Genomic DNA, 22,720 nt, shown 5'->3' on the forward strand with positions numbered 1-22,720 from the left:
ATTCTTTTCCTGTATTTAGATTGCTGAAAACTTGTAAATAGTTGTGGTTTTATATTTTTCTCCTACTTTGAGTAAAGTAGAAGGAAAATCTTCTCTATTCGGCGAGTCTGGGAAATGCTGAGTCTCCAGACAAACCCCTGTTCTGAAATTATTTCTTCCACCAGATTTGGTTTCGAACTTCCCATTCAAATGATTACCTGTATACAGCTGAATTCCCGGTTGATCTGTAAAAACTTCCATAAGTCTTCCAGATTTTTCGTGATATAAAGCTCCCACTTTTCTAAGACCTTCTCCCTCCAAAACAAAACAATGGTCGTATCCTTTTCCTATTTGCAGTTGTGGGTGTTTCGCTTCAATTTCCTCTCCCAAAACTTTAGGTTTTCTAAAATCAAAAGGAGTGTTTTCTACTTCAAAATAATTTTCCAAAGGAATCGAAGAAGCATCTATAGGAATTGCTTTTTCGGCATTTAGAGTAAGCGCGTGATCTGTAATTTCATTTCTAAAATCTGCAGAGAGATTAAAGTAAGAATGCGTTGTAAAATTTACCACCGTCGCTTTATCTGTTACCGCTTCGAAAGAAATTTCCAATTCGTCTTGCTCGGTAAGATTATACGATAGCGATACCTTAAGATTGCCAGGAAAACCTTCTTCTCCATCGGGACTGAAATATGTTAATTCAAGACTTTCTTCCGTATCTTCACCGATTATTTCCGCCTTCCAGATTTTATTAGAAAAACCATTTTTCCCGCCATGAATTTGGTTTTCACCTTCGTTTTTATGCAAAAGATAAGTTTCATTACCAATACGAAATTTGGCGCCCGAGATTCTGTTGGCAAAACGCCCAATTGCCGCGCCATAGAAATATTCGTTTTTTGTAAGATAGCTTTCAGGATGTACAAAACCGAGAACAACATCTTTGTAGTTATAATTTCTATCCGGAGCTGTAAGAGAAGTGAGTATAGCGCCAAAATTTATTATTTCAGCAGTCATCCCATTTTTATTTGATAGTGTATATTTTTTTATCTGAATTCCATCTTTATTTGTACAAAAATCTGACACTGTTATCTTCGCCATTTTATTCTTTTTAAAATTGAAAGTTATACTACTTAACTAATCTTTTTCATTCTTTTGAACACCAAGATACACTATCTCTCGTCATGTAACCTCATCAAAAAAAATGTTTTATTTTCTGCGGTAATTAGTAATACTGCTTCTCATGATTATTTAATTTAAAAGTAAAAGCAATCTTTAAAAGCAGCTTGCTTCTTTTTACTGTTATTTTAGTTTTTGATAATTTTTTTCGTTTCAAGACAACCTCATCTTTTTTTTAAATCGCCTCTTACTTACTTTCTTCTGGGCCTAAATAGCTTTTCTTTAAACCACCTGTATTGATAAGTATTTTTTCTAAAATAATTCCAGGTTCTAAAACCCTAATGCGAATGGTATTTTTTCCGGCTTTCCCAATTTCATGTTTTGTAATCGATCGAATTATATGTTCAGACTGCCATTTCCCAAGCTCTCCTTTATAATGACCATTGAAATTAACAACTTGAGGCCGTTCTCCTATTAAAGAGATTTCATATCGTAAACCTTTATTGGAATTAAAATTTAACGTTGGAGCCAATAAAAGCTCAATTTCACATGTGCCACTAGAATTTAGTTCAATATCATATTCAAGAAATAGGTTTTCGTCTTTTTGGGGATATTCATTTTGAGGAAAAGTAGTAACACCAGACAATGTTTTCCCAAATCCTGGTATAACTTTCCACTCTATTCTTTCTGAATTATTCTTTCTCGCAAAATGTTCAGCTTCAATTGAGATATAACCTTCTTTCTCGGTAAATACAGTTTTTTGAATGGCATCTTTCGGATCAACATACTGAAGATAAGGCATTACATCTTCTTTACTATCGTTCCAACTTTTGTATCCAATCTTCATTTGATCCATCATGTGATTCCATTTTCCATTAGAAATTTCCTGATTGTATTTTGTATTGAAATAAGCATTTCTCTGGAATGCCTTCTTTGCCTTTTCAGCATAATAATTAGCGGAAATATCTTTTAAATCTCCAAGCTGATGATTTTTAGCAACATTATAATAAAGTTCATACAAATTACTGCACGCATCTACAGGATACAACACCAACTGATAATAAGCATCTCTGTACTGACTCGGAATTTGACCGTAGAGTCTGTTGGCTTCCAGTGCAAGAGTTCTATAATCATTTAAAACGCTCTCGAATTCGTTATAATTTTCCAGACTGTAGGTTTTCCAATCCAGGGTTTCGGGCGTTACTCTTCTGTTGTATTTAGAATAAAGGTTTATTATTTCAGCAATTTCTTTAGCATACGTTTCGCCAAACTGTTGAGCCGCCCATTTTTCTGTGTATTCCAGTAAATTATCGGCATTAAATTGTTTGGGATTCCATGCCATATCCAAAAAGAAACTGATTGGGAATTCCATAGGTTTCAAGTCTCCAACATTTACAATCCAAACTTTATCTACTCCATGTTCATACGAAAGATTCATCTGCTCCCAAACTCTTTGAATCGGACTTATATTAATCCATTTAGAATTTCTTGGCGCTCCAACATAATCAAAATGATAATACATTCCGTATCCACCTTTATGCAGCGGCTTGGTAAGATCAGGAAGCTTTCTTACATTTCCCCAATTATCATCGCAAAACAAAAGAATTACATCATCCGGAACACGCATTCCTTCATCATAATAGTCCTGAACTTCTTTGTACAAAGCCCAAACTTGTGGTGTTTGGTTGGGATTTTTACCAGTTACTTGCTTTATAATTTTTCGCTGATCTTTAACAATGTTTTCTAGCAACGTAATATTGGTAGCATCCCCCATTGCTTCATCACCATCTCCTCTCATACCAATAGTAACAAGCTTTTCCCAATTCTTACTTCTTTCTATTCCCAGCTTCCAGAATTCCTTCAAAACCGGTTCATTTTTTTTATAATCCCAAATATTAGGAAGATTATTTCTCTTTATATATCTATGCCAATCTGTTTGTGCCAAAGCCATAGGTTCATGATGAGAAGTCCCCATTATAATTCCCATTTCATCGGCTAGAATTCCGTTTTGAGGATCGTCGTCATAGAATGCTTTTCCCCACATTGCAGGCCATATGTAATTTCCTTTCAATCTTAAAACAAGCTCGAATACTTTTTCGTAAAATTTAGAATTAATGCCTCCGAAAGTTGTTCTTGCCCAAGTTCCCAAAGAAGGTTCTTCATCATTCAAAAAAATCCCTCGATATTCTACGGCGGGTTCATTATCTGTGTATTTCCCTTTTTTAAAGTAAAGATTATCAGATTTTTCTACCGGAACATCTGCCCAGTAATGCCATGGCGATACACCAATTTGTTTTGAAAATTCGTAAATACCATAGATTGTACCTCTTTTATCGCTTCCGGCAATTACGATAACATGGTCAAAACCTTTATAATCTGAAACACTTTGAATAATATATTTTTCTCGTTTATTCTTCACATCTGTTGCATTCAGTTTTTTTTGTTTAACGAGATCATCAATAACAGAGTCTTCGCCAAAACTTCCGATAATTACAACCATTGATGGTGAGACTGAAAGTGCATTAACCAATAAGGGAGCCTCTCCTGTTACTGAAGCAAAATCTTTTTGTAAATTGTAAACCGCTCTCAGAATTCCTTTATCTGTGCTTTCGTTACACAAAAAAGAAAGCGATGAAGACTTCTCTTTGAGCACCAACATATCGTTACTTCTATGTTTAGAAATAAATGGTTCTGCAGCCTGAAGAGTGTTTCCGCAAAAAAATATCAATAATAGCCTGAAAATTAAATTCATCTTTACTTACATTTTCTAGATCATTAATATAATTTATGGTCTTACATCGTTAGCAGAAGTTGCATACAAACCAATAAGAGCTCCTGTAAAGCCACCTGCAACATCGGTAGATAAAATATCCCCAGAAACCGTTTCACCTAATTTTTTGAAATTTTCCCCTTCGGTTGCATAGCTGAAACTATAATTGTCTCCTTCTGCAATCACCTGCAGTTTTATATTTTTTGATAATATAATTTTTTCACTGGCAATAATTGTTGAAACTCCTTTGTCTGTTCTTTCGAGCACGATGAAAAAATCTTTTTCTTTCTTTGTCACCCCAAAAACGTAATTAGAATTTTCGCTTTGATAGCACGTAATCCCGGCAAGATCTTTCTCAGATTTCGGTACATAATCCAAAGTTACCGATGCTTCAAAGGAAGCATGTTGCAGCCTTCTGAATAATGCTGAAATAGGAGCTTTCGCCTTAACAGTGGCGTTCATAGGGGAAATCTTCAAGCCATTTTTCACTACCGAAACAAAGTTTTCTCTTGGCGCTCTCATTGCGATCCAACCAAAATCTAAATTTGAATTTTTAAACCTATCCGAAAAAGTAAAATTTCCGTTAGGTAAAAATCCGTTTTCTCCTGCCATATTCGTAACACCTTCGGGAAGCTTTTGCTTTGGCTTCATAGGGACCAAACCGTTTTGGAACAAAGGATATGTACCACTCCAGTCTACAGGAAGAATAAACGTTTCTCGCCCTGTGTTTACCCTCCATTTTTCGTTAGGTCTTACCGCCAAAAATACTCCATAATATTTACCATCGGGCGTGTCCACCAAATCTGCGTGTCCTGCCCAATCTACTTTATTTTTTCTATCTGAAGGAAAATACCTCTGAGTAAGAATGGGGTTATTCTGCGCAGGAACAAATGGCCCCATTACAGAATCTGAACTAAAGATAACCTCGCTATGATTACCTCCGGTACCACCTTCTGCACACATGAGATAATATTTTCCACCTTTTTTGTATAAATGTGGCCCTTCAATCCAGATTGGTTTTTGTGTAATATCTACCCCTCCATTCACAATAATTTTATCTGATCCTGCAATTACTTGATCTTTTTCTAAATCGTACTCCCATATTTTAATCACACGATGACCGCTATATAATTCCGTTCCTTTTGGAGGAGCATCATTATGGATTAAATAAGCTTTACCATTATCATCAAAGAAAAGAGAAGGGTCTATTCCATCAAAATTTAGCTTTTGAACTTCGCTCCACCCTTTTAAAGGATCTTTTGTTTTTACCACCATATTCCCAATTCCCGATGCAATCTGTGTGGTTACCATATAGAAAGTATCATTATGAGGATTATACTTAATGTCTGGTGCATAAATCCCTTGAGAAAAACCAGCTTCTTGCACTTTCAACTGAGAAGTTCTGTCTAAAACATGCCCAATCTGTTTCCAGTTTACCAAATCTTTAGAATGAAAAATAGGTACTCCCGGAAACATTGAAAATGAAGAGTTTACAAGGTAATAATCACTCCCTTTTCTTGTGATACTTGGATCTGGGTAACACCCCTGAAGAATAGGAGAATAAAATTCGTCTTTATCTAAAGGATTTTCTTTATATATCTTATCATGTCCCTGATATAAAAAGTCTGAAAAAACCTGAGCATTTATACTTTGACAAAAAAACAAAGCAGAAGAAGCTGCAAAAATTATTTTCGTTCTGCAAACTCGCTGTAAATCTATTTTTTTTCTAGCAAACATTTTGTATTGATTTTGATGTGAATATTTAGAAGAATCTAATGAATTTTGTAACCTATTAATCGCTTTTCCAATCGCAGTTTATTAGCAGACAATCACTATTTATTATATTCTTGAATTAAAAAATTAGTTTTAAAAACAAGGCCATACAAAGAGAATGGCCTCGTAAAAAGAAATATATATAATGTATTGTGATTTTAAACTCCACTAAATGCACTGAAACCGCCATCCACCGGAATTAAAGCTCCAGTAATAAAACTTGCAGCATCTGAACATAAAAACTGTACTACACCATTAAGCTCCTCAACATTTCCAAATCTTTTCATTGGGGTTTTTGCCATTACTTTTAAGCTTCTTTCTGTATAACTTCCATCAGGATTTAAAAGAATATTTCTGTTCTGATCTCCTATGAAAAAACCGGGTGCAACAGCATTCACTCTTATTTTATCACCATATTTTAAAGCCAAATCAGAAGCCAACCATTGTGTAAAATTGGTAATCGCGGATTTTGCAGCAGAATATCCTGCCACTCTAGTAATTGCAGAATACGCAGCCATAGAAGAAATATTTATGATGTTTCCTGTTTTTTGCTCTGCCATCACTTTTCCAAAAACATAGCTAGGATAAACGGTACCATTAATGTTTAGGTCTGTAACCTCATCCCATCCGTTGATATCCATATCAAAAAAAGACTGGTCTGCAGACAGAGTTGCATTAGGAATATTGCCTCCTGCAATATTCAGAAGGATATCAATTTTTCCGTATGTACTTACAATTTTTTGGGAAGCAGCTTCTAGACTTTCGATATTCATCACATTGGCTTCTACAGCCATTGCTTCACCACCGATTTTTTTCAGTTCAGCAACCTTTTCATCAAGTTTCTGCTGATTTCTCCCAAGAGCAATAACAATTACTCCTGCTTCTACAAAACTTTTCGCAAGACTTCCTCCCAAAACTCCGGAAGCTCCAGTAATAACAGCAACTTTATTTTTTATGTCGAAAATATTTTTCATTTTCTTAGCTTAATTTCTTTGTAATTCTGCTTTTACAGCAGCCATAACTCCATCTATTTGCCCTAAAGCGAGCATTCGCCCCAAGAAAGAATAACCTGGGTTATACCCCTTATCTTCTTCTTCCGAAAGTAATCTTCCATGATCGGGACGCATAGGAAGTTGAGGATTAAGTTCTTCAAAAATTCTAATCACTTCTACCAATTTACCACGGCCTCTCATATGATCTGCTTCTATAAAATCTCCGTTATCAAATACTTCGGTGCTTCTTAAATGGACAAATTTTGTAAGTGAAGCAAATTTTCTCGCCAATTTTGGCACATCATTCTGAGGATTTGCACTTAAAGATCCTGCACAGAAAGTAAGACCGTTATGAGGGTTATCAACTGCCTTTAAAAACCAATCAATATCTGCTTCGTTGGTAATAATTCTTGGTAATCCTAATAAAGCAAATGGAGGATCATCTGGATGTACACACATTTGAATGTTCCATTCTTCGCAAACGGGCATTATTTTTTCAAGAAAATATTTCATGTTTTCCCTTAGCTTATCTTTATCAATCCCTTCATAGAGAGCCAGTAAACTTTTAAAAATAGCTACCGGATTTTGATCTCCTTCTTTAATATTTCCGTTCACAAAACCTTGCGTTTTTACAATAATGGAATCGATTAGATTATCGTTATCCGATTTCGTCATTGTTTTTTTTAAGGCTTCAACTTGTGCCAGAATTTCTGAAGTATAATCTTTTTCTGCTCCCTCTCTTTCAAGAATATTAATTTCGAAATAAGCAAACTTAGCCTTATCAAAAAACAGTGATGAAGAACCATCTTCCCAAGCATAAAATAAATCTGTACGTGCCCAGTCTAAAACAGGCATAAAGTTGTAGCATACTGTTTTTACTCCTGCTTTTCCTAAATTTTCTAAACTTTGAATGTAATTTTCGATGAGTAGATCTCGATTTTCACCTCCATATTTTATAGACTCACTTACCGGAAGACTTTCTACAACAGACCATCTTAATCCAAAACTTTCAATATGTTTCTTGTAGTTTTGGATTTCCTCTAAAGGCCAAACTTCTCCGTTAGAAATATGATGTAAAGCCGAAACAATGCCCTCTACTCCAATTTGTCTCAAGGTTTGAAGACTAATCTTATCATTTTTGCCAAACCATCTCCAGGTTTTTTCCATTGTTATTTTTTTTAAAAGAGCAGGTACAAGATGCACCTGCTCCGGTGTTAATATGAAGAAAATATAAAATGCTAGTTGTAACCGGGGTTCTGGTATTTTGCTTTAACATCTGCACTTACTTCCATTGCATCAAGCTGACCGCGTGGGATAGGTCTTAGATAATGATATGGCTGTATAGTTCTTGTAGTTGTTACAGGAGTATGGTTGTTGTAGTTTACTCCACCTATAGAATATGTACTTGCTTTTTGCCCCCATGTTTGCGTACGAACAAGATCATACCATCTGTATCCTTCACCAAAATACTCACGAGATCTTTCAGCAAGAATATAATTAATATCAATAGTTGCTGGTGTTGCTGCAATCATGGCTGCGCTGTTGTCCTGTACTTTAGGAGTATTTCCCTTCACGCTCCAAACCCATTTACCTGCTCTTGCACGAATTACATTAATTAAATCTCTAGCAGATTTAGTGCCTGTAGCACCTTTTACAGCAGCTTCAGCGGCCAAGAAATAAAACTCCGAATATTTTATCGCAACAAAAGGTCTAGTTAAAGTTGGATTTGGATATCCTAAACCATTTCCATTATCTGTACGATAAGTTCCGATTTTCCAAGTTCCTGGATAAACAATTCGATTGATTCCATTAGGTGCAATTACCCAATCTGCTCTTCCTGGTAAAGTTCCGGCTCCTATATTACTTTGCCCACCTCCAGAGGAAGGATATATAGGAGTTTGGGAATCATCATCTAAAAATGAAAACACTGCATCACCAGGATAAATAGGTAAATTATTTGCATTGTACAACACTGAAACTGTGGTAAGACCTGTGCCTTCTTTATTCCAGTTTCCTCTATATGAAGTTACAAAAGTGCCATCATATCTAGAGTCATTAGTTTTATCAGCAAACGTATTTTTAATTACCTCAATTGTAGGAGCCATACGCGTCCACGGTCTACCAAGATCCTGTGTAGCTGCTCTTTGCACAGAACTTACGGCTGTCCAAGAAGTATTTGTTCTGCTGCTTCTAATATTGGGATAGTTCCAAGTTAGCATCCATGCTCCAAAGTTATTTGGAGACCAGCCATCTCCATAACTTGCCTGTATAACGCCTTCGTTGTAATACATACTTGTTTCTGTATGATCTGCATAAAGCATGCACTCGCTGTTTCTGTCATTCGAACCTAAATTAAGATTGTAAAAAGTAGGTTGTAATGCGTAAGGACCTGGATTATTAATTCCATCTAAAGCTATATCGTATGCTTTTTGATAGTACCATTGCGCAGTGTGACCATCGGGATCTGTTCTTGTAGCTTCAGGATAAGTTGGTATGTTGTTAGGATTTTCTAGCCACCAAGCGTACGTTAAATATGCTTTTGATAGCTGTAATCTTGCGACGTTCTTTGTAACACCACCAGTAACTCTTGGATTGGTAGGAAGATTATCTATCGCTTTAAGTAGATCTGGAAAAACGGCTTTAGTGTAAACCTCCGGAACTGTATTTCTTACGGAAGATGTTTTAGGATTGATATTAAACTGTAGTTCTCCTGATCCTAAATCTAAAGGTACACCTCCATACGTTTGAACAAGCAGGAAATAATAGAAAGACCTGAAAAATCTTGCTTCAGATACTAGAGATTCGGAAATCCCTGCTCCAGAACCATTCTGGATAATTCCATTTGCAGTGTTAATGGAAGGGAAAACAGCCCCCCAAACCATTCCCGTTGGAAAAGTTGAACTGTCTATGTTCCCGTTGTTAGACATATCCATAGTCTTAAAATTGGCATCTGCACTTTGCGCCCAAGTTGCTTCATCAGTACCTGTCATATTCGCATTTAGCCAATACCCGTTTCCATAGAGCATTCTCATCTGTCGGTAAAGAGAGGTTATCCCTTGCGTAATACCTCTTTCTGTGGTAAAATCTTCTGGAGTATAAATACCTCTTGGCTGCTCGTCTAAAATCTCGTTACACCCCGTGTTAAATGTTAAGGATGCCAAAAATAGAACTGCGATAAATTTTTTATTAAAATTGATCATGATAAATTCTTTTTAGAAGGTTAAATTAAGTCCTAACATATAATTTCTTGTAGAAGGGTTGTTGGTTCCAATTACAAGTTGGTTTCTCTTATATGAGGTTACAGATTGGTTTTCGTCTCCTCTCGAATTTGGTTCTGGATCCATCCCAGACTGTCTGTAATAAGGAGAACCAAATACAAATGGATTCTGTACTGTTGCGTATAATCTAAGATTGGTAACACCTAGATTCTCTAAAGCATATTTAGGGAAATTATATCCAAGTGTAATCGTTCTAATTTTCACATAAGACCCATCAAACAGGGCAAGAGTTGATGCATATTTAGGATTATCCCCACTCATTGCACCGCCTGGTTTAGGATATCTAACGTCTGTATTTTCAGGAGTCCAATACTCAACATCTACGTTATTTCCTCTACCTGTAAGTCTGTTCAAATATCCTGCTGAACCATACAATGTACTAATCAACACCCCACCTTTCTGGAATGCTCCTACAACACTAAGATCTACATTTTTATAAGCAAATCTTGTATTGAAACCACCCATAAAATCTGGATTTGTGTCGATAATCTGTCTATCTGCAGGACCAATTGCTCTAACCGGAGTACCATCTGCATTGTATCCTCCTGTATAAAGAACCTTAATCATTCCCACATTACCTCCCGGCTCAAGAATATTAAGATAAGGATCACCTTGCTGCCACAAACCTACGTATTGATAATCGTATAGGGCATTTATATTGTGGCCCACAAACCAGAGATTATTTTCGTTTCTGTCTGATCCTGAAGAAAGTTCAACAATTTTATTTCTATTAGCGTAAAGATTTCCTCCCACTTCCCAGCTAAACCCTTCAGGATTATCGATAATGACTCCGTTAAGAGAAATTTCAAGTCCTTTGTTTTGAGATTTTCCAACATTTTCAGTTACGGAAGAAAGTCCGCTAGATTGAGGTAAACCTTTATTCAAAAGTAATTTTTCCGTATTAGTAATGTAATATTCTACCGTACCGCTTAATCTTCTGTTTAAAAGAGTAAAGTCTACTCCATAATTCCATGTTTTTGAAAATTCCCAACCTAAAGATGCATTTGGAGCTGTACTTACATAACTTCCAATAGCATATTGACTTCCGAAATTATAAGGCACTGTATTTAAGCTTCCAAAGGTTGTATAAGGACTTACCGCCTGGTTTGATGTTTGCCCAAAACCTGCTCTTAACTTTAAAGCATTTACAATTTTCGAGTCTTTTAAGAAATTTTCGTTGCCCACATTCCATCCTAAAGAAATTGCAGGATAAGTGTGCCACTGATAACCTTTAGCTAAAACCGAAGATCCATCTGTACGAATAGTTGCTGTAAGCATATATCGGTTATTGTATTGATAGAGCACCCTTCCCATCGCAGACATAAGGCCTCTTCTGTAATATCCCTGATTATCTGGATTAATAGTAATCTCACCTTGTGCATGTCCTAAATTGAAATACTGAAACGCATCGATTGGAACATCTCTAGCTGAAATATAAGAACTGTTAAACCTTGTCTGCTCAGCCGAATAAAGAGCTGTTGCATTAATCTTATGTTTTCCAAAGGTTCTGTCATACGTGATCAAATTTTCGAGAACCCATTGTGTTGTAAGTGAATTTCCTATGGCTGCAGAGGAAAGCGTAGCAGGATTAAAGTTGAGAACACCTGCACCTCTATAAGTGCCGCTATTAGAATTTCTATAGGTAAGACCAATATTAAGTCGATATTTAAGACCTTCGATACTTGGTATCTTAAGCTCTCCGTATAAGTTATTATAAGAACTGAACGCATTTGTACGATCTGCATTGGCGTCTCCTAGGCTTTCTAAAATACTCCTGGTTTGAAAGGCTACCTGATCAATCGCATAAATACCTCTTAATCTAGGAGTTCCATCTGCATTATAAGGACTTACTAACGGTGAGTAATCTAAAATAGGAGCACCACCCTGTCCGTTGAAATCTGTTATCGAAAAATTTGAGTTTGTAGAAAATCCTACTTTCAGTACTTGCCCTATCTCCTGATCTAATGAGCCTCTAATTGAAAGTCTTTTGTAACTCTGCATCGGTACCACTCCGTTTTGCTGAAAATACGCAACTCCGAAATTATAGTTTCCCTTCTGGCTTCCTCCTGTAACACCAATATCATGATTCATCATCAATCCTGTACCATAATATTGATCTTGCCAATCGGTATCATTACTGTTAGATTCGTTAATAGAATTCGTAAACATATTGGCATCCGCTCTCAGCTTGATGAATTTAGCAGCATCCATCATAGGGAATTTAGCAAATAACGTTTCAAAACCAGTGTATCCATTATAGGAAAACCTTGCTTTTTGGTTTTTCCCCCCTCTATTGGTGGTTATTAAAATTACTCCATTAGCTCCTCTAGACCCATAAATAGCTGTAGCCGAAGCATCTTTTAGGATATCTAAACTTTTAATATCAGAAGGACTAATATCTCCCAATGATCCCACAAAAGGAATTCCATCTAGTACAATTAATGGATCGTTAGAACCTGTAAGAGAACGCTCCCCTCTGATGCGGATTTGCTGTACAGCTCCAGGTTTTGTAGAAGATCTACCAATTTCTACACCGGGCATTCTCCCCGCTAAGGCATCTGTAATATTTGCTGAAGGAACTTCTTTTAAAGCAGAACCTGTAAGTGAAGAAACCGATCCTGTTACAGATTCTTTCTTTTGAGTTCCGTAGCCAATTACCACAACTTCTTCTATTTTTTTTTCGGTGGCTACTGTATCTTTTTTCTTTTGAGAATAAGCTAACGTTGCAGGCAAAATGGCAAATGCAAAGAATAATGCAGCCGTATTATTTTTGGTTAAAAATAACTGATTCATAATTATTCTTTTAATGTTAGATATACATATTTACAATAGACTCAAAAAGCTCTTGTTTTCCGCTTTTCGGTTCTGGTTCACCAATCTCGTGAGCAATTCTTTGAAGATCTTCAAGCGTAAGGCTTCCTTCTTCAAACGCTTTTCCGTTTCCGCTGTCGAAGGATTTATATCTTTCTGTACGTAGCTTTTTATAATCTGAATGCTCCAAAATATCTGCTGCTACCAAAAGCCCTTTCGCGAAAGCATCCATACCAGAAATATGGGCAATAAACAGATCTTCAGGGTCTATAGAATTTCTTCTGATCTTTGCATCAAAATTTACTCCTCCATTTCCGAGACCTCCTGCTTGTAAAAGCACAAGCCAAGCATTTGCCATATCATTATAATCAATCGGGAATTGATCTGTATCCCATCCGTTTTGATAATCTCCTCTATTGGCATCTATACTTCCTAATAAACCAGCGTCTGAAGCTACTTGAAGCTCGTGTTCAAATGTGTGGCCTGCAAGTGTCGCATGATTTACTTCAATATTCAATTTAAAATCTTTATCCAAACCGTAATGTCTTAAGAAACCAATTACTGTTTCAGAATCGTAATCGTATTGGTGCTTTGTAGGTTCCATTGGCTTTGGTTCGATAAGGAAAGTTCCTTTAAATCCTTGTTTTCTGGCGTAATCTCTAGAAACGCTTAAAAACCTTGCTAAATGTTCCTTTTCACGTTTCATATCTGTATTCAAAAGGCTCATGTAACCTTCTCTACCACCCCAGAAAACATAGTTTTCACCACCTAATGCAATAGTTGCGTCGATGGCATTTTTAACCTGTAAACCTGCACATGCCACAACATGAAAATTAGGATTCGTGGAAGCGCCATTCATATATCTTTCGTGGGTAAATACATTTGCAGTTCCCCAAAGAAGTTTAATTCCGGTTTCTTTTTGTTTTTCTTTTGCATATTCTACAGTCGCCTGAAGATTTCTTTCATATTCCGACCAAGTGGCTCCTGGTTCCCACCAAATCTACATCATGAAAACAATAGTGATCAAATCCTATTTTAGACATCAATTCAAAACCTGCATCTAATTTATTTTTTGCACGGCTTACCGCATCATTTCCTTTGTTCCAAGGGTGATGAATTGTTCCTCCGCCAAATGGATCGCTACCATCTGCACATAGTGTATGCCACCACGCCATTGCAAATCTCGTCCACTCTCTCATTGGTTTTCCCATAATCATTCTATCAGCATCATAATACCTGAAAGCCATTGGATTTTTGCTTTCTTTTCCTTCAAACTGTATTTTTTTCATTGTTGAAAAAAACTCTTGTGTACTTGTTATTATGTCCATATATAATTGATTTTAATTTTCTGAGTTGATTTAAAATTGATTGTAGAATTCCCTTCTTTTTAAACTAGAAAGCTTAAAAAGTCGAGGTTGTTTGTTAAATATTTCTGTAATTTTTTGTTAATTTAGGTGCTGCTTCCACCTCTCATACGCTTCCAGATATTGCGCTCTTTTTTCTGCTTGAGGTTCTATTACAGCAATTTTTTCAAGCGAAGCAAATGCTTCTTTAGAATCTTTATAAAAGCCAATTCCCATTCCTGCAGCTCTCGCGGCTCCTACAGCTCCATCCGTATCATAAAGCTCGATTACTGCATTGCTGATTCCCGCCAAAGATTTCCTGAAAATAGAACTCAAGAACATATTAGCATTTCCTGCACGAATTACACTAATATCCATGCCCATGTTTCGCATGATATTCATTCCGTATTCGTAGGAGAAAACGATACCTTCCTGTGCAGCTCTTAAAATATCTCCTTTTGAATGAATGTTGAAATTAATTCCGTGGATAGAACAGTTAGAATCCCTGTTTTCCAAAACTCTTTCGGCACCATTTCCAAACGGAATAATGCTTAAACCTTTTGCTCCGACTGGTGAAAGCGATGCTAAATCATTCATATCTCCATAGGAAGAAAGTGAGGTGGCAAAATTGTGCTTCAACCAAGAATTTAAAATTCCGGTTCCGTTAATACACAGCAACACACCAAGTCTAATTTTTTCGGGGGTATAATTTACGTGGGCAAAAGTATTTACTCTAGAAAGATCATCATAATCCAAATGGTCTAAAACTCCGTAAACAACACCTGAAGTTCCTGCTGTGGAAGCTATTTCACCAGGGTTAAAAACATTGAGAGATAAAGCATTGTTGGGTTGATCTCCCGCTCTGTATGCAATAGGAGTTCCTTCTTTTAAGCCTAATTCTTTTGCTGCATTTTTTGAAACGGCAGATTGTATCCCAAAAGTAGGGATAATTTCAGGGAAAAAACTCTTCGGAATGCCGTAATAATTAATAACATCTTCTGAAATACAATTGTTTTTGAAGTCCCAGAAAATTCCTTCGGATAAACCTTCGATGGTTATTCCTATTTCACCCGAAAGCTTCATGGCGATGTAATCACCGGGAAGCATAATTTTATCAATCTTTTCAAAAATTTCCGGTTCATTTTCTTTCACCCATGCTAATTTTGAAGCAGTGAAGTTTCCCGGAGAATTTAAAAGATGAGACAAGCATTTTTCTTTACCAATCGTTTCAAAAGCTTTTTCGCCGTAAGGAACAGCACGGCTGTCGCACCAAATAATTGATGGTCGTAAAATATTTTGATCTTTATCTACTAAAATTAAACCATGCATTTGCCACGTAATCCCTATTCCTTTGATATCATCCGGATTGATTCCTGAATGCTCCATTACCGATTCATGAGCCAGCTTAAGGTTCATCCACCAATCTGCAGGATTTTGCTCTGCCCAACCTGGTTTTACAGCAGAAATGAGCATTTCTTTTTTAGGCGAAAAATCTGATGCTACTACTTTTCCGCTTGAAGCTTCAATAAGACAAACCTTTACAGAAGAGCTTCCTATGTCGTATCCTAATAAATACATGATGTTGAATTATATTTTATTTTATTAGTTTTTTATTTCCTTTTTTGTAGATCTTAGAATCAAATTTAAAATACCTTGCTGCTCTGTGTGGCACATTGGTTTCTATTTCTTCCAGCGGAATTATATAGTTAAATGAAGATATTTTCTTGTGAAAATTTTTAATATCGATATACTTCTCACTTATTGCAGTGTAAAGCTGATGCAGCTGTCTCATCGTGAACATTTTAGGAAGAAGTTCGAAAATAATTGAAAAATCAGATTCTATCCATTTTCTGATTTCCACCAAAGATTCATTTATAATTTTATTATGATCAAATGGCAGCTCAGGAATTTTGTCTATAGGAAACCAATCCACGGTTTCATATTTTGTACTGTTTATTTTTCGTCCGATTTTACACAATGAAAGATAAGCTACGGTTATAATACGATCGATATCCTGGTTGTATTCTTTCCCCATCCACTGAACGTCTTTTTCGCTCGCTCTGTTTGGGTCTGCAAAACATTTAAACTGTTTTAGAACCATTTTTTTTATTCCGGTAAGCTCGGTGAGTACTCTTTGTGCAGCATCATCAACATCTTCATTGTTCATAATCAAACTTCCAGGCAATTTTCTCTGTCGTTTTTGGGGAGAATTATCTATAGATCTCTGAACCAACAGAATATTGAGTTGATTATCACTATCAAACCCAAAAACAACACAATCTACCGAAACATATGTATGTATAAAATTTGCTATCATCACAATGTTAACATTTACGTAACATGACAAATATAAAAATTCAAATGAATTAAAAAAATAAATTTAATACTATATACTGTTTTTCAATTATTTACATAACGAATTAATATGATAAGCTAGTTATATTTTTAATGATAAGGATAGAGCATATTTTATGATATGAAAAATTTAAAACGCATCTATTCTGCTGTTTAGAGAAAAATTTAAACTTTAATTATTTTTAGAATTTTTAAAGTTTTTTTATGATATGTTAACGTGCTTAAATGGGTTAAAAAAAATTACATTTTTTTTAAGAAAACTCGATAAAACCGGTATTTTTGAGCTTAACACTGTTTTTTAATTCTCCCAAAATTGCATCCGAATGAACAATTGTTAGCCAATTTCAAAATAAATCTGTTTTTTTCTACTAAATTTTAGGATTCTGTAACAAAATCACAAAAACAAGCTCAAAGAAACATTAAAAACAGTTATACCCTACTGATTTACAAATATGTTTGATTTTCGAAAAACAATAGAATTTTAGCCATGTAAAAAGAACAGCTTTTAACTTAAAAGAAAATTATGCGGGAAATTTATTTCGCAAACTCGTCTACCAACATCTGAACCTGCAAAGGACGTAGCAAATCATCAACCTCTAAACTGTTGTATGATCCTGTTTTTACAATAACCATATTTTTATCGGGAATCATGATGATAAACTGCCCCATAAAACCATAAAAAAATCTATACGGAATTTTTGCATCGTCATTGATCCAAATAGAATAACCAAAGGCTTTATTTTGTTTGGAAGAATGTAATGTCTTCGTACAAAACTCTTCATTCAGTAATCTTGCACTCTCCCATCTTCCTTTTTGCAAGAGAAGTTGACCAATTTTTGCAAAATCTCTAGCTGTAGCATGGATGCAACAAAACGCTTTCTCCATCCCCCTTCTGTCTGTAGACCAAAATGCGGGAGATTGCATCCCCAAAGGAATCCATAGCTTTCTGGATAGATATTCTGAAAGATCCATATTAATTGCTTTCCGAAGTGCCAAACCAAGAATCTGCGCAGCAACACTTTGATATTCATACTCTAGACCAGGCATTTTTTTAAACTCAACAGCTAAAGCCTGCTCATTTAAATCATCCAAAAAATACTGTTTTGAATTTTCAGCAAAAGGATGGCGATATTCTTCACTCCAATCTAACCCCGATTCCATCGTCATTAAGTTTTTAAACGTAAGATGTTTCCCGAATTGATTTTCGTTATATTTTTTGATATACTTAGAAACTTTTTCTTCTTCTGAGCTTAAAAAACCATCATCAATAGCGCAACCCACTAAAAGAGAAAGAATACCTTTTGCCATTGAAAAAGAATTGGTTAACGACTGTTTTTGATATCCTTTGTAATATTTTTCGTAAATAATTTCTTGATTTTGAACAACAAGTATCGAAGCCACATTGGTACGGGTAAGCTCCTCTAACAACTGGGGTGATAAAATTTGCTGATTGACATTACAATGCACCCTCCAAGGTTTTGGTAAGCTATGATTTATGATTTTTTTTGGAAATTTTTCCACATCATTAATCGAAGGAACAGCAGACCCTTTTGAAACATTCAATTTTAAAGCTTTCCACAAAAACCCAAAACCAATTTTATAAAGTACGGAGGTCACAAGCAAAGAACCCAACATGCCAAATAAAACTTTCTTTTGAAATTTCGGATTATTTTTCTTCACCATCTTAGCTTTTTTTTGATTCGGAATTAAAATCTATTCAAACGTCTTGCCAGATAAAAAACTTTTTAATACTCCCTAAACTACATCCCTGAAATTAAAATAAAATAAAGTCACAATATGTGCGTAAAAAAATATTAGTATTGCGCAAAAAAAATATTCATGTTGCGCAAAAAAAATATTTTATACTTCAGTGCATTAAAAAAAGTCCATCAATAGGACTTTTCAAGAGATTAAAATAAATTTTGCACTTTTGTGAGAATTGCGTATATTTGAGAGTTATGTGATATGGCATCAAAAATCACGCTCCGAAACAAAATCCACGATTTTGAGTGAATAAAAAAGAAACTGAATCCAGACCAAACCTGCGTGAAAAAAAGGTCTGAATTCATTTTCTGCTTGACTGACTGAATAAAATGCGGACTTGACTTAAAAACTGATTTCTGACACCATATCACTAACGGAAATTGTGCGTGAAAACAATTTAACGCGTCAAAATAACTCTGCTGAAAAAATTCTGTGTGAAAAAACTTACTGAAAATAAAAATTCTTACTGAAAATCCTACGCAAAATCTTTCCGAAAAAATTTTTGAATTTTAGCGTTCTGAAATTTTAACTGTGTGAATAAGTTCGTGCTTGAGTTTTAAAAATGACGCTGAATTTTAAAAACATTGCTGAATGAAACTTCTGAAAACTGAATCTAACTGAATAAAAAATTATGGAAAATTGCCACATCACATAACACGGGCTTGGCAAAAGTGGCGGTTCAGTGCTCCGCAGACACAATTGTAGTTAATCAAAATTTGGTTCTCCGCATCAACATTTGTGGTGGAAATCGCCACCTACGCCAAGCCCGAAAACGTTAGTAGCAATTTTATAAATCACTCGTTATCAATTAAGAAAAGTGAAATCAATACTAAAATTTTTGAAAGAATTAACAATTGGAGTTATTGAGTTCATATTTGCGAACGTAACATCAAAAATTGGCTTTGCAGTATTCTTTTTGATTGTAGGAATCCTTTTTGTCTTACCACGTGAAGGAGAAGAAAAATATTTCTTTACATTTCTTGGAATCTTATCATTTATTAATTCAATAAGATTACTCATTGCGAGAATAAAAGAAATCAAAAATGAAGAAAGCAAGTAAGGATTTTTGAGCAATAAAAAAAATCAAATTGGCTAGAATTTTTAACTTGATAAAAATTTAAGCACTATTCTTATTTCAGTTCAATTTCACAAATAAAATTTAACTAAAATACTATTTAAAAAATCAAAGAGAAATGACAACAAACAGAATAAACATTAACAATATACCTCTTAAAAAAAACTGCTACTGATAGCTAAGTTTTCGTTGCGTGCGCAGCACGAACAATGAAAACCCTGTTGAACGGAAGCTTCGGAAGCTTTTAGCTAGGTATTTTCCACACTATGGGTTTATCGACAAAAGATTTTAAAGAGATACAAGAGATTTCGAGAAGAGTCTCTTTTTTTGTGGGTGATTTTGGTGGTTTTTTCTTGGTTTTATCGTGTTTTCCTTCACGTTTAGGCATGAAAACCCTTACCCAAAATGCTAGATTTTAGGCGTTTGTAAATTTCGGATCATCTCCAAAAACCAACTTGGCGGACCTCGAAGATCGAACGTGGCAATCGTCACAAGATTTCCAACTTTACAACAACGACATTTTGGCTGAAAAGCTTTTGGGAAAGCCTTTTCTTTGGGCTGGATGCCTAATTTTTGTTGCAAAATTTTGAGTTTTTCACGCTTCCAGGTAGCGCTCAAAAAACCGTAATGACGGATTTTTACAAATCTTTTCGGTAAAATATGCATCGCAAATCTTCGGATAAACTCCTCGTGGCTCAAAACCATCTGCTTTTTGATGCCTTTTTGGCGGTAATCTTTGTAAGAAAAAGTTACCGTTTCCGCGTCAATTTTTCTGATTCTCTGGTTGCTGATGGCGATTTTGTGGGAATAACGACCTAAATATTCCACCACCGATTTGGGGCTTCCAAAAGGCTTTTTAGCGAAAACAACCCAAGGTTTTTCCCACAGACTTTGTCTGATTTTGGTATATTCTTTAAGGTTTTTATCTTTTAATTTCTCACAAAATTTAGCCCTGAAAACTTTACTCAAAGCCTTTACAGAAAACAAAAATTTGCCGTCACTTCTGATGTTTTTCCAAGCTCCGTTTTCATCCACGCCGCCGCCCGGAACAATGCAGTGCAAATGCGGATGAAGACTCAGATTCTGTCCCCAAGTGTGCAAAACAGCAATCATTCCCATTTGGAGATTTTTGTTTTTGCCAAACGTTTGAAGCGTTTCCCAAGCCGATTCAAATAAAAAATCATACAGCATTTTTGGTTGGTGCAATGCTAATGAATTTAAAGTATCAGGAATAGTGAAAACGACGTGAAAATAAGGTACAGGAAGCAGTTCGTTTTCTCTCATACCAATCCATTTTTCACGGTTTTTGCCCTGACATTTGGGGCAATGACGGTTTCGGCAGGAGTTGTAGCTGATGCTTATATTTCCACATTCATCACAAGCGTCAATATGACCGCCCAAAGCCGAAGTACGGCACTTTTTCAACGCTGAAAGTGTTCGTAATTGCCAGGAATTAAGTCCTAAATCTTCAAGTCTAGAACCTAAAATATTCAGAACATCAGCCACTTCAAAACCTCTGGGAGAGGAAGCTATTTTGGCCGACATTCCTCAAACAAAGTATCGAGCGGTGAAAAGAGTTTTTGGGTGGAAAGCTGGGCAATTTGGAGATAAACCAGCGTGGTATCGATACTTTCGTGACCGAGAAGATTTTTGATGCTTAAAATATCCATCCCATCTTCCAGAAGATGCGTCGCAAAACTGTGCCGAAGCGTATGAACACTCACTTCTTTCAAGATTTTTGCTGCTCTTGATGCCTGTTTTACCGCCCACTGAACGCCTCGTTGTGAGTAGCGGGAATCAAACTCTCCGCCGGCTCTTCCTTCTCGTGGCATTCCAAAGAGATAATCTTCTGGTTTTTCAGCTTCGATATACTTTTTGAGTCCCCGAATCAAATGCTCGGAAAGTGGCAAATAGCGGTCTTTTTTTCCTTTTCCCTGAACCACTTTGAGTTGTTTTCGATCAAAATCTAAGTCGCATACACGGATATTTCTAACCTCCATACAGCGGAGTCCGCAGCCGTAAAGAATGCCGATCAAAATTTTATGCTTTAAAAGCTTACACCCCGAAAGCATCTGCCAAACCTCCTGTTTACTGAGAACTACAGGCAGTTTTTTCTCTCTTTTAATTTCCGGAAGACTCAAATAATCATAGCTCAAACCTTCCGATTTCAACAGAAATCGAAGTCCGTAAACGGTGTGTTTAAAATACGATTGCGAAGGAGATTTAAATTTTTTCTGAAGGTAAAAGAGGTAATCATGAATTTGATCTGAATCCAATTCTGTAGGAATTTTCCCGAAATGTAGCGACACCGCAGCGACGTGTCTGGAGTAATTTTGAAAAGTACTTTGGCTTCTTCCCAACACCGAAACCGTACGTTCAAACCTTTGCAAAAGCTCCGCAAATCCCGGAACTTCACGCTTTGCCTGATTGATGATCTTGTTTTCTCTGAGCTCTTCTAAACTCTTTTTTTTGTTGCCATTCTATTGATTTTTAATTAGTTTTACAAAGTAATCAAAAATATGCAGACGGGGCTACCGAAGGTTTAGTTCAACAGTGTATTAGCAAAAGCGGGCTTGAATACTCAAATTGAAAATTTGAATATTCTTCGTCGCCACTGCTTTTCAATTCCGTAATATTTTTGTAAGTTTACTTCATTGAAAAAGCATTGGCTTAGTTTGGTTGAAAATTGAACTTTCAGCTCACTTTTCGCCCGCCTTCGCTAATACTTTTTCGTTATCGGCAATATACAAACAACACTTGGGAAATGAAATCGAAAATATTTTTTCTATCTATTTTTTTGATATTTATAAGTTGTAGAGAATATAAATTTTCTAAACTAATTGTGAATATCGACAACGAAAGCAAGAATAGTGGAAACCTTCCCTTAAATAAACTATCGATTTACAAGAATGGAAAACTATACAAAGAAATTCTCGGAAATGACGGACTTTTTATAGAAAGCCCAATAAAGTTGGATAGCATAGAAAAAGGAAAATATGAATTTGAGTACTCAAACTTGTTTGGAGAAAGAACTAAAAAAGAATTCCGAATAAATAATCGAAAAGAAACTGACACTATTTCAATATTTCCTGACCAATTCGATTTCGAAAAGTATTTGAGCAAATCAATTATAAAGAATCTAAAAAATGAATCAGTTAAAATAAATTATAATTCGCAAGGTTGTTTTCATAAAATATCTGACTCTATTACTATAAGAAATGAAAGTGAAAATTATTTTATAACACATGGAGGCAAAACAAAAAAAATAAATGAAAAACAGCTTTATGAAATTGAGAAATTAGAATGTCAACTTTATGCAATTCCAAAAGATGGATTATGTACAACAACTGAAATTTATACAATAACCTATAAAAACAAAAAGCAGGTAATAAAAAATGGATATTGTGTTTGGAGTGGATGGAATAATTTGGAAGAAAAATTATTAAAAGGCAAATAATACTGCCGAT

The 22,720-nt window shown here is 35.5% G+C and carries 14 protein-coding genes and 1 pseudogene; 2 read left to right on the forward strand and 13 right to left on the reverse strand.

Going from position 1 to position 22,720, the window contains the following annotated elements; translation table 11 throughout:
• Positions 1-15: 15 nt before the first annotated feature.
• The 11 genes and pseudogenes from AC2A1D_RS17045 to AC2A1D_RS17095 form a co-directional block, all read right to left on the reverse strand.
• Positions 16-1,074: an aldose epimerase family protein gene (locus AC2A1D_RS17045; RefSeq protein ID WP_484044782.1), complete on the reverse strand. Its 1,059-nt coding sequence runs from the start codon at positions 1,072-1,074 to the stop codon at positions 16-18.
• A 265-nt stretch (positions 1,075-1,339) separates the two neighbouring features.
• The gene (locus AC2A1D_RS17050; RefSeq protein ID WP_484044783.1) at positions 1,340-3,844 is read right to left on the reverse strand and encodes a glycosyl hydrolase 115 family protein; all 2,505 of its coding nucleotides are present in this window, start codon (positions 3,842-3,844) and stop codon (positions 1,340-1,342) included.
• A gap of 33 nt (positions 3,845-3,877) precedes the next feature.
• Positions 3,878-5,599: a glycoside hydrolase family 43 protein gene (locus AC2A1D_RS17055; RefSeq protein WP_484044784.1), complete on the reverse strand. Its 1,722-nt coding sequence runs from the start codon at positions 5,597-5,599 to the stop codon at positions 3,878-3,880.
• Positions 5,600-5,793: 194 nt separating this feature from the next.
• Positions 5,794-6,609 carry an SDR family oxidoreductase gene (locus AC2A1D_RS17060; RefSeq protein WP_484044785.1) on the reverse strand — a complete coding sequence of 272 codons (816 nt, stop codon included), beginning with the start codon at positions 6,607-6,609 and terminating at the stop codon, positions 5,794-5,796.
• Positions 6,610-6,618: 9 nt separating this feature from the next.
• Positions 6,619-7,794, reverse strand: coding sequence for a mannonate dehydratase (gene uxuA / locus AC2A1D_RS17065; protein ID WP_484044786.1), 1,176 nt, complete (start codon positions 7,792-7,794; stop codon positions 6,619-6,621).
• 71 nt (positions 7,795-7,865) lie between these two features.
• Entirely contained in the window at positions 7,866-9,827 is a 1,962-nt protein-coding gene (locus AC2A1D_RS17070) for a RagB/SusD family nutrient uptake outer membrane protein (protein WP_484044787.1), read from the reverse strand.
• Between the two features lie 12 nt (positions 9,828-9,839).
• Complete coding sequence (locus tag AC2A1D_RS17075; protein WP_484044788.1) at positions 9,840-12,698, reverse strand: SusC/RagA family TonB-linked outer membrane protein; 2,859 nt, start codon at positions 12,696-12,698, stop codon at positions 9,840-9,842.
• Positions 12,699-12,714: 16 nt separating this feature from the next.
• Positions 12,715-14,044 (reverse strand): annotated as a pseudogene (gene xylA, locus AC2A1D_RS17080) (xylose isomerase).
• A gap of 117 nt (positions 14,045-14,161) precedes the next feature.
• Positions 14,162-15,637, reverse strand: a complete 1,476-nt coding sequence (locus tag AC2A1D_RS17085) for a xylulokinase (protein WP_484044789.1) — start codon at positions 15,635-15,637, stop codon at positions 14,162-14,164.
• A 16-nt stretch (positions 15,638-15,653) separates the two neighbouring features.
• Positions 15,654-16,376 carry an NUDIX hydrolase gene (locus AC2A1D_RS17090; RefSeq protein WP_484044790.1) on the reverse strand — a complete coding sequence of 241 codons (723 nt, stop codon included), beginning with the start codon at positions 16,374-16,376 and terminating at the stop codon, positions 15,654-15,656.
• A 572-nt stretch (positions 16,377-16,948) separates the two neighbouring features.
• Positions 16,949-18,097, reverse strand: a complete 1,149-nt coding sequence (locus AC2A1D_RS17095; protein WP_484044791.1) for a serine hydrolase domain-containing protein — start codon at positions 18,095-18,097, stop codon at positions 16,949-16,951.
• 919 nt (positions 18,098-19,016) lie between these two features.
• Here AC2A1D_RS17095 and AC2A1D_RS17100 point away from each other — a divergent pair.
• Positions 19,017-19,238 (forward strand): hypothetical protein, encoded by a 222-nt coding sequence (locus AC2A1D_RS17100; RefSeq protein WP_484044792.1) that lies wholly within the window; start codon positions 19,017-19,019, stop codon positions 19,236-19,238.
• A 423-nt stretch (positions 19,239-19,661) separates the two neighbouring features.
• Here AC2A1D_RS17100 and AC2A1D_RS17105 read toward each other — a convergent pair whose 3' ends face one another.
• Both AC2A1D_RS17105 and AC2A1D_RS17110 read right to left on the reverse strand, forming a co-directional pair.
• On the reverse strand, positions 19,662-20,798 hold the full coding sequence (locus AC2A1D_RS17105; RefSeq protein WP_484044793.1) for an IS91 family transposase: 1,137 nt from the start codon (positions 20,796-20,798) through the stop codon (positions 19,662-19,664).
• Entirely contained in the window at positions 20,783-21,643 is an 861-nt protein-coding gene (locus tag AC2A1D_RS17110) for a tyrosine-type recombinase/integrase (RefSeq protein ID WP_484044794.1), read from the reverse strand. Before AC2A1D_RS17110 ends, AC2A1D_RS17105 begins: the two co-directional genes overlap by 16 nt.
• 452 nt (positions 21,644-22,095) lie before the next feature.
• Here AC2A1D_RS17110 and AC2A1D_RS17115 point away from each other — a divergent pair, with 452 nt between their 5' ends.
• Positions 22,096-22,710: a hypothetical protein gene (locus AC2A1D_RS17115; protein ID WP_484044795.1), complete on the forward strand. Its 615-nt coding sequence runs from the start codon at positions 22,096-22,098 to the stop codon at positions 22,708-22,710.
• Positions 22,711-22,720: the final 10 nt, after the last annotated feature.

Source organism: Chryseobacterium sp. HNCC26DJ239, assembly GCF_057180445.1.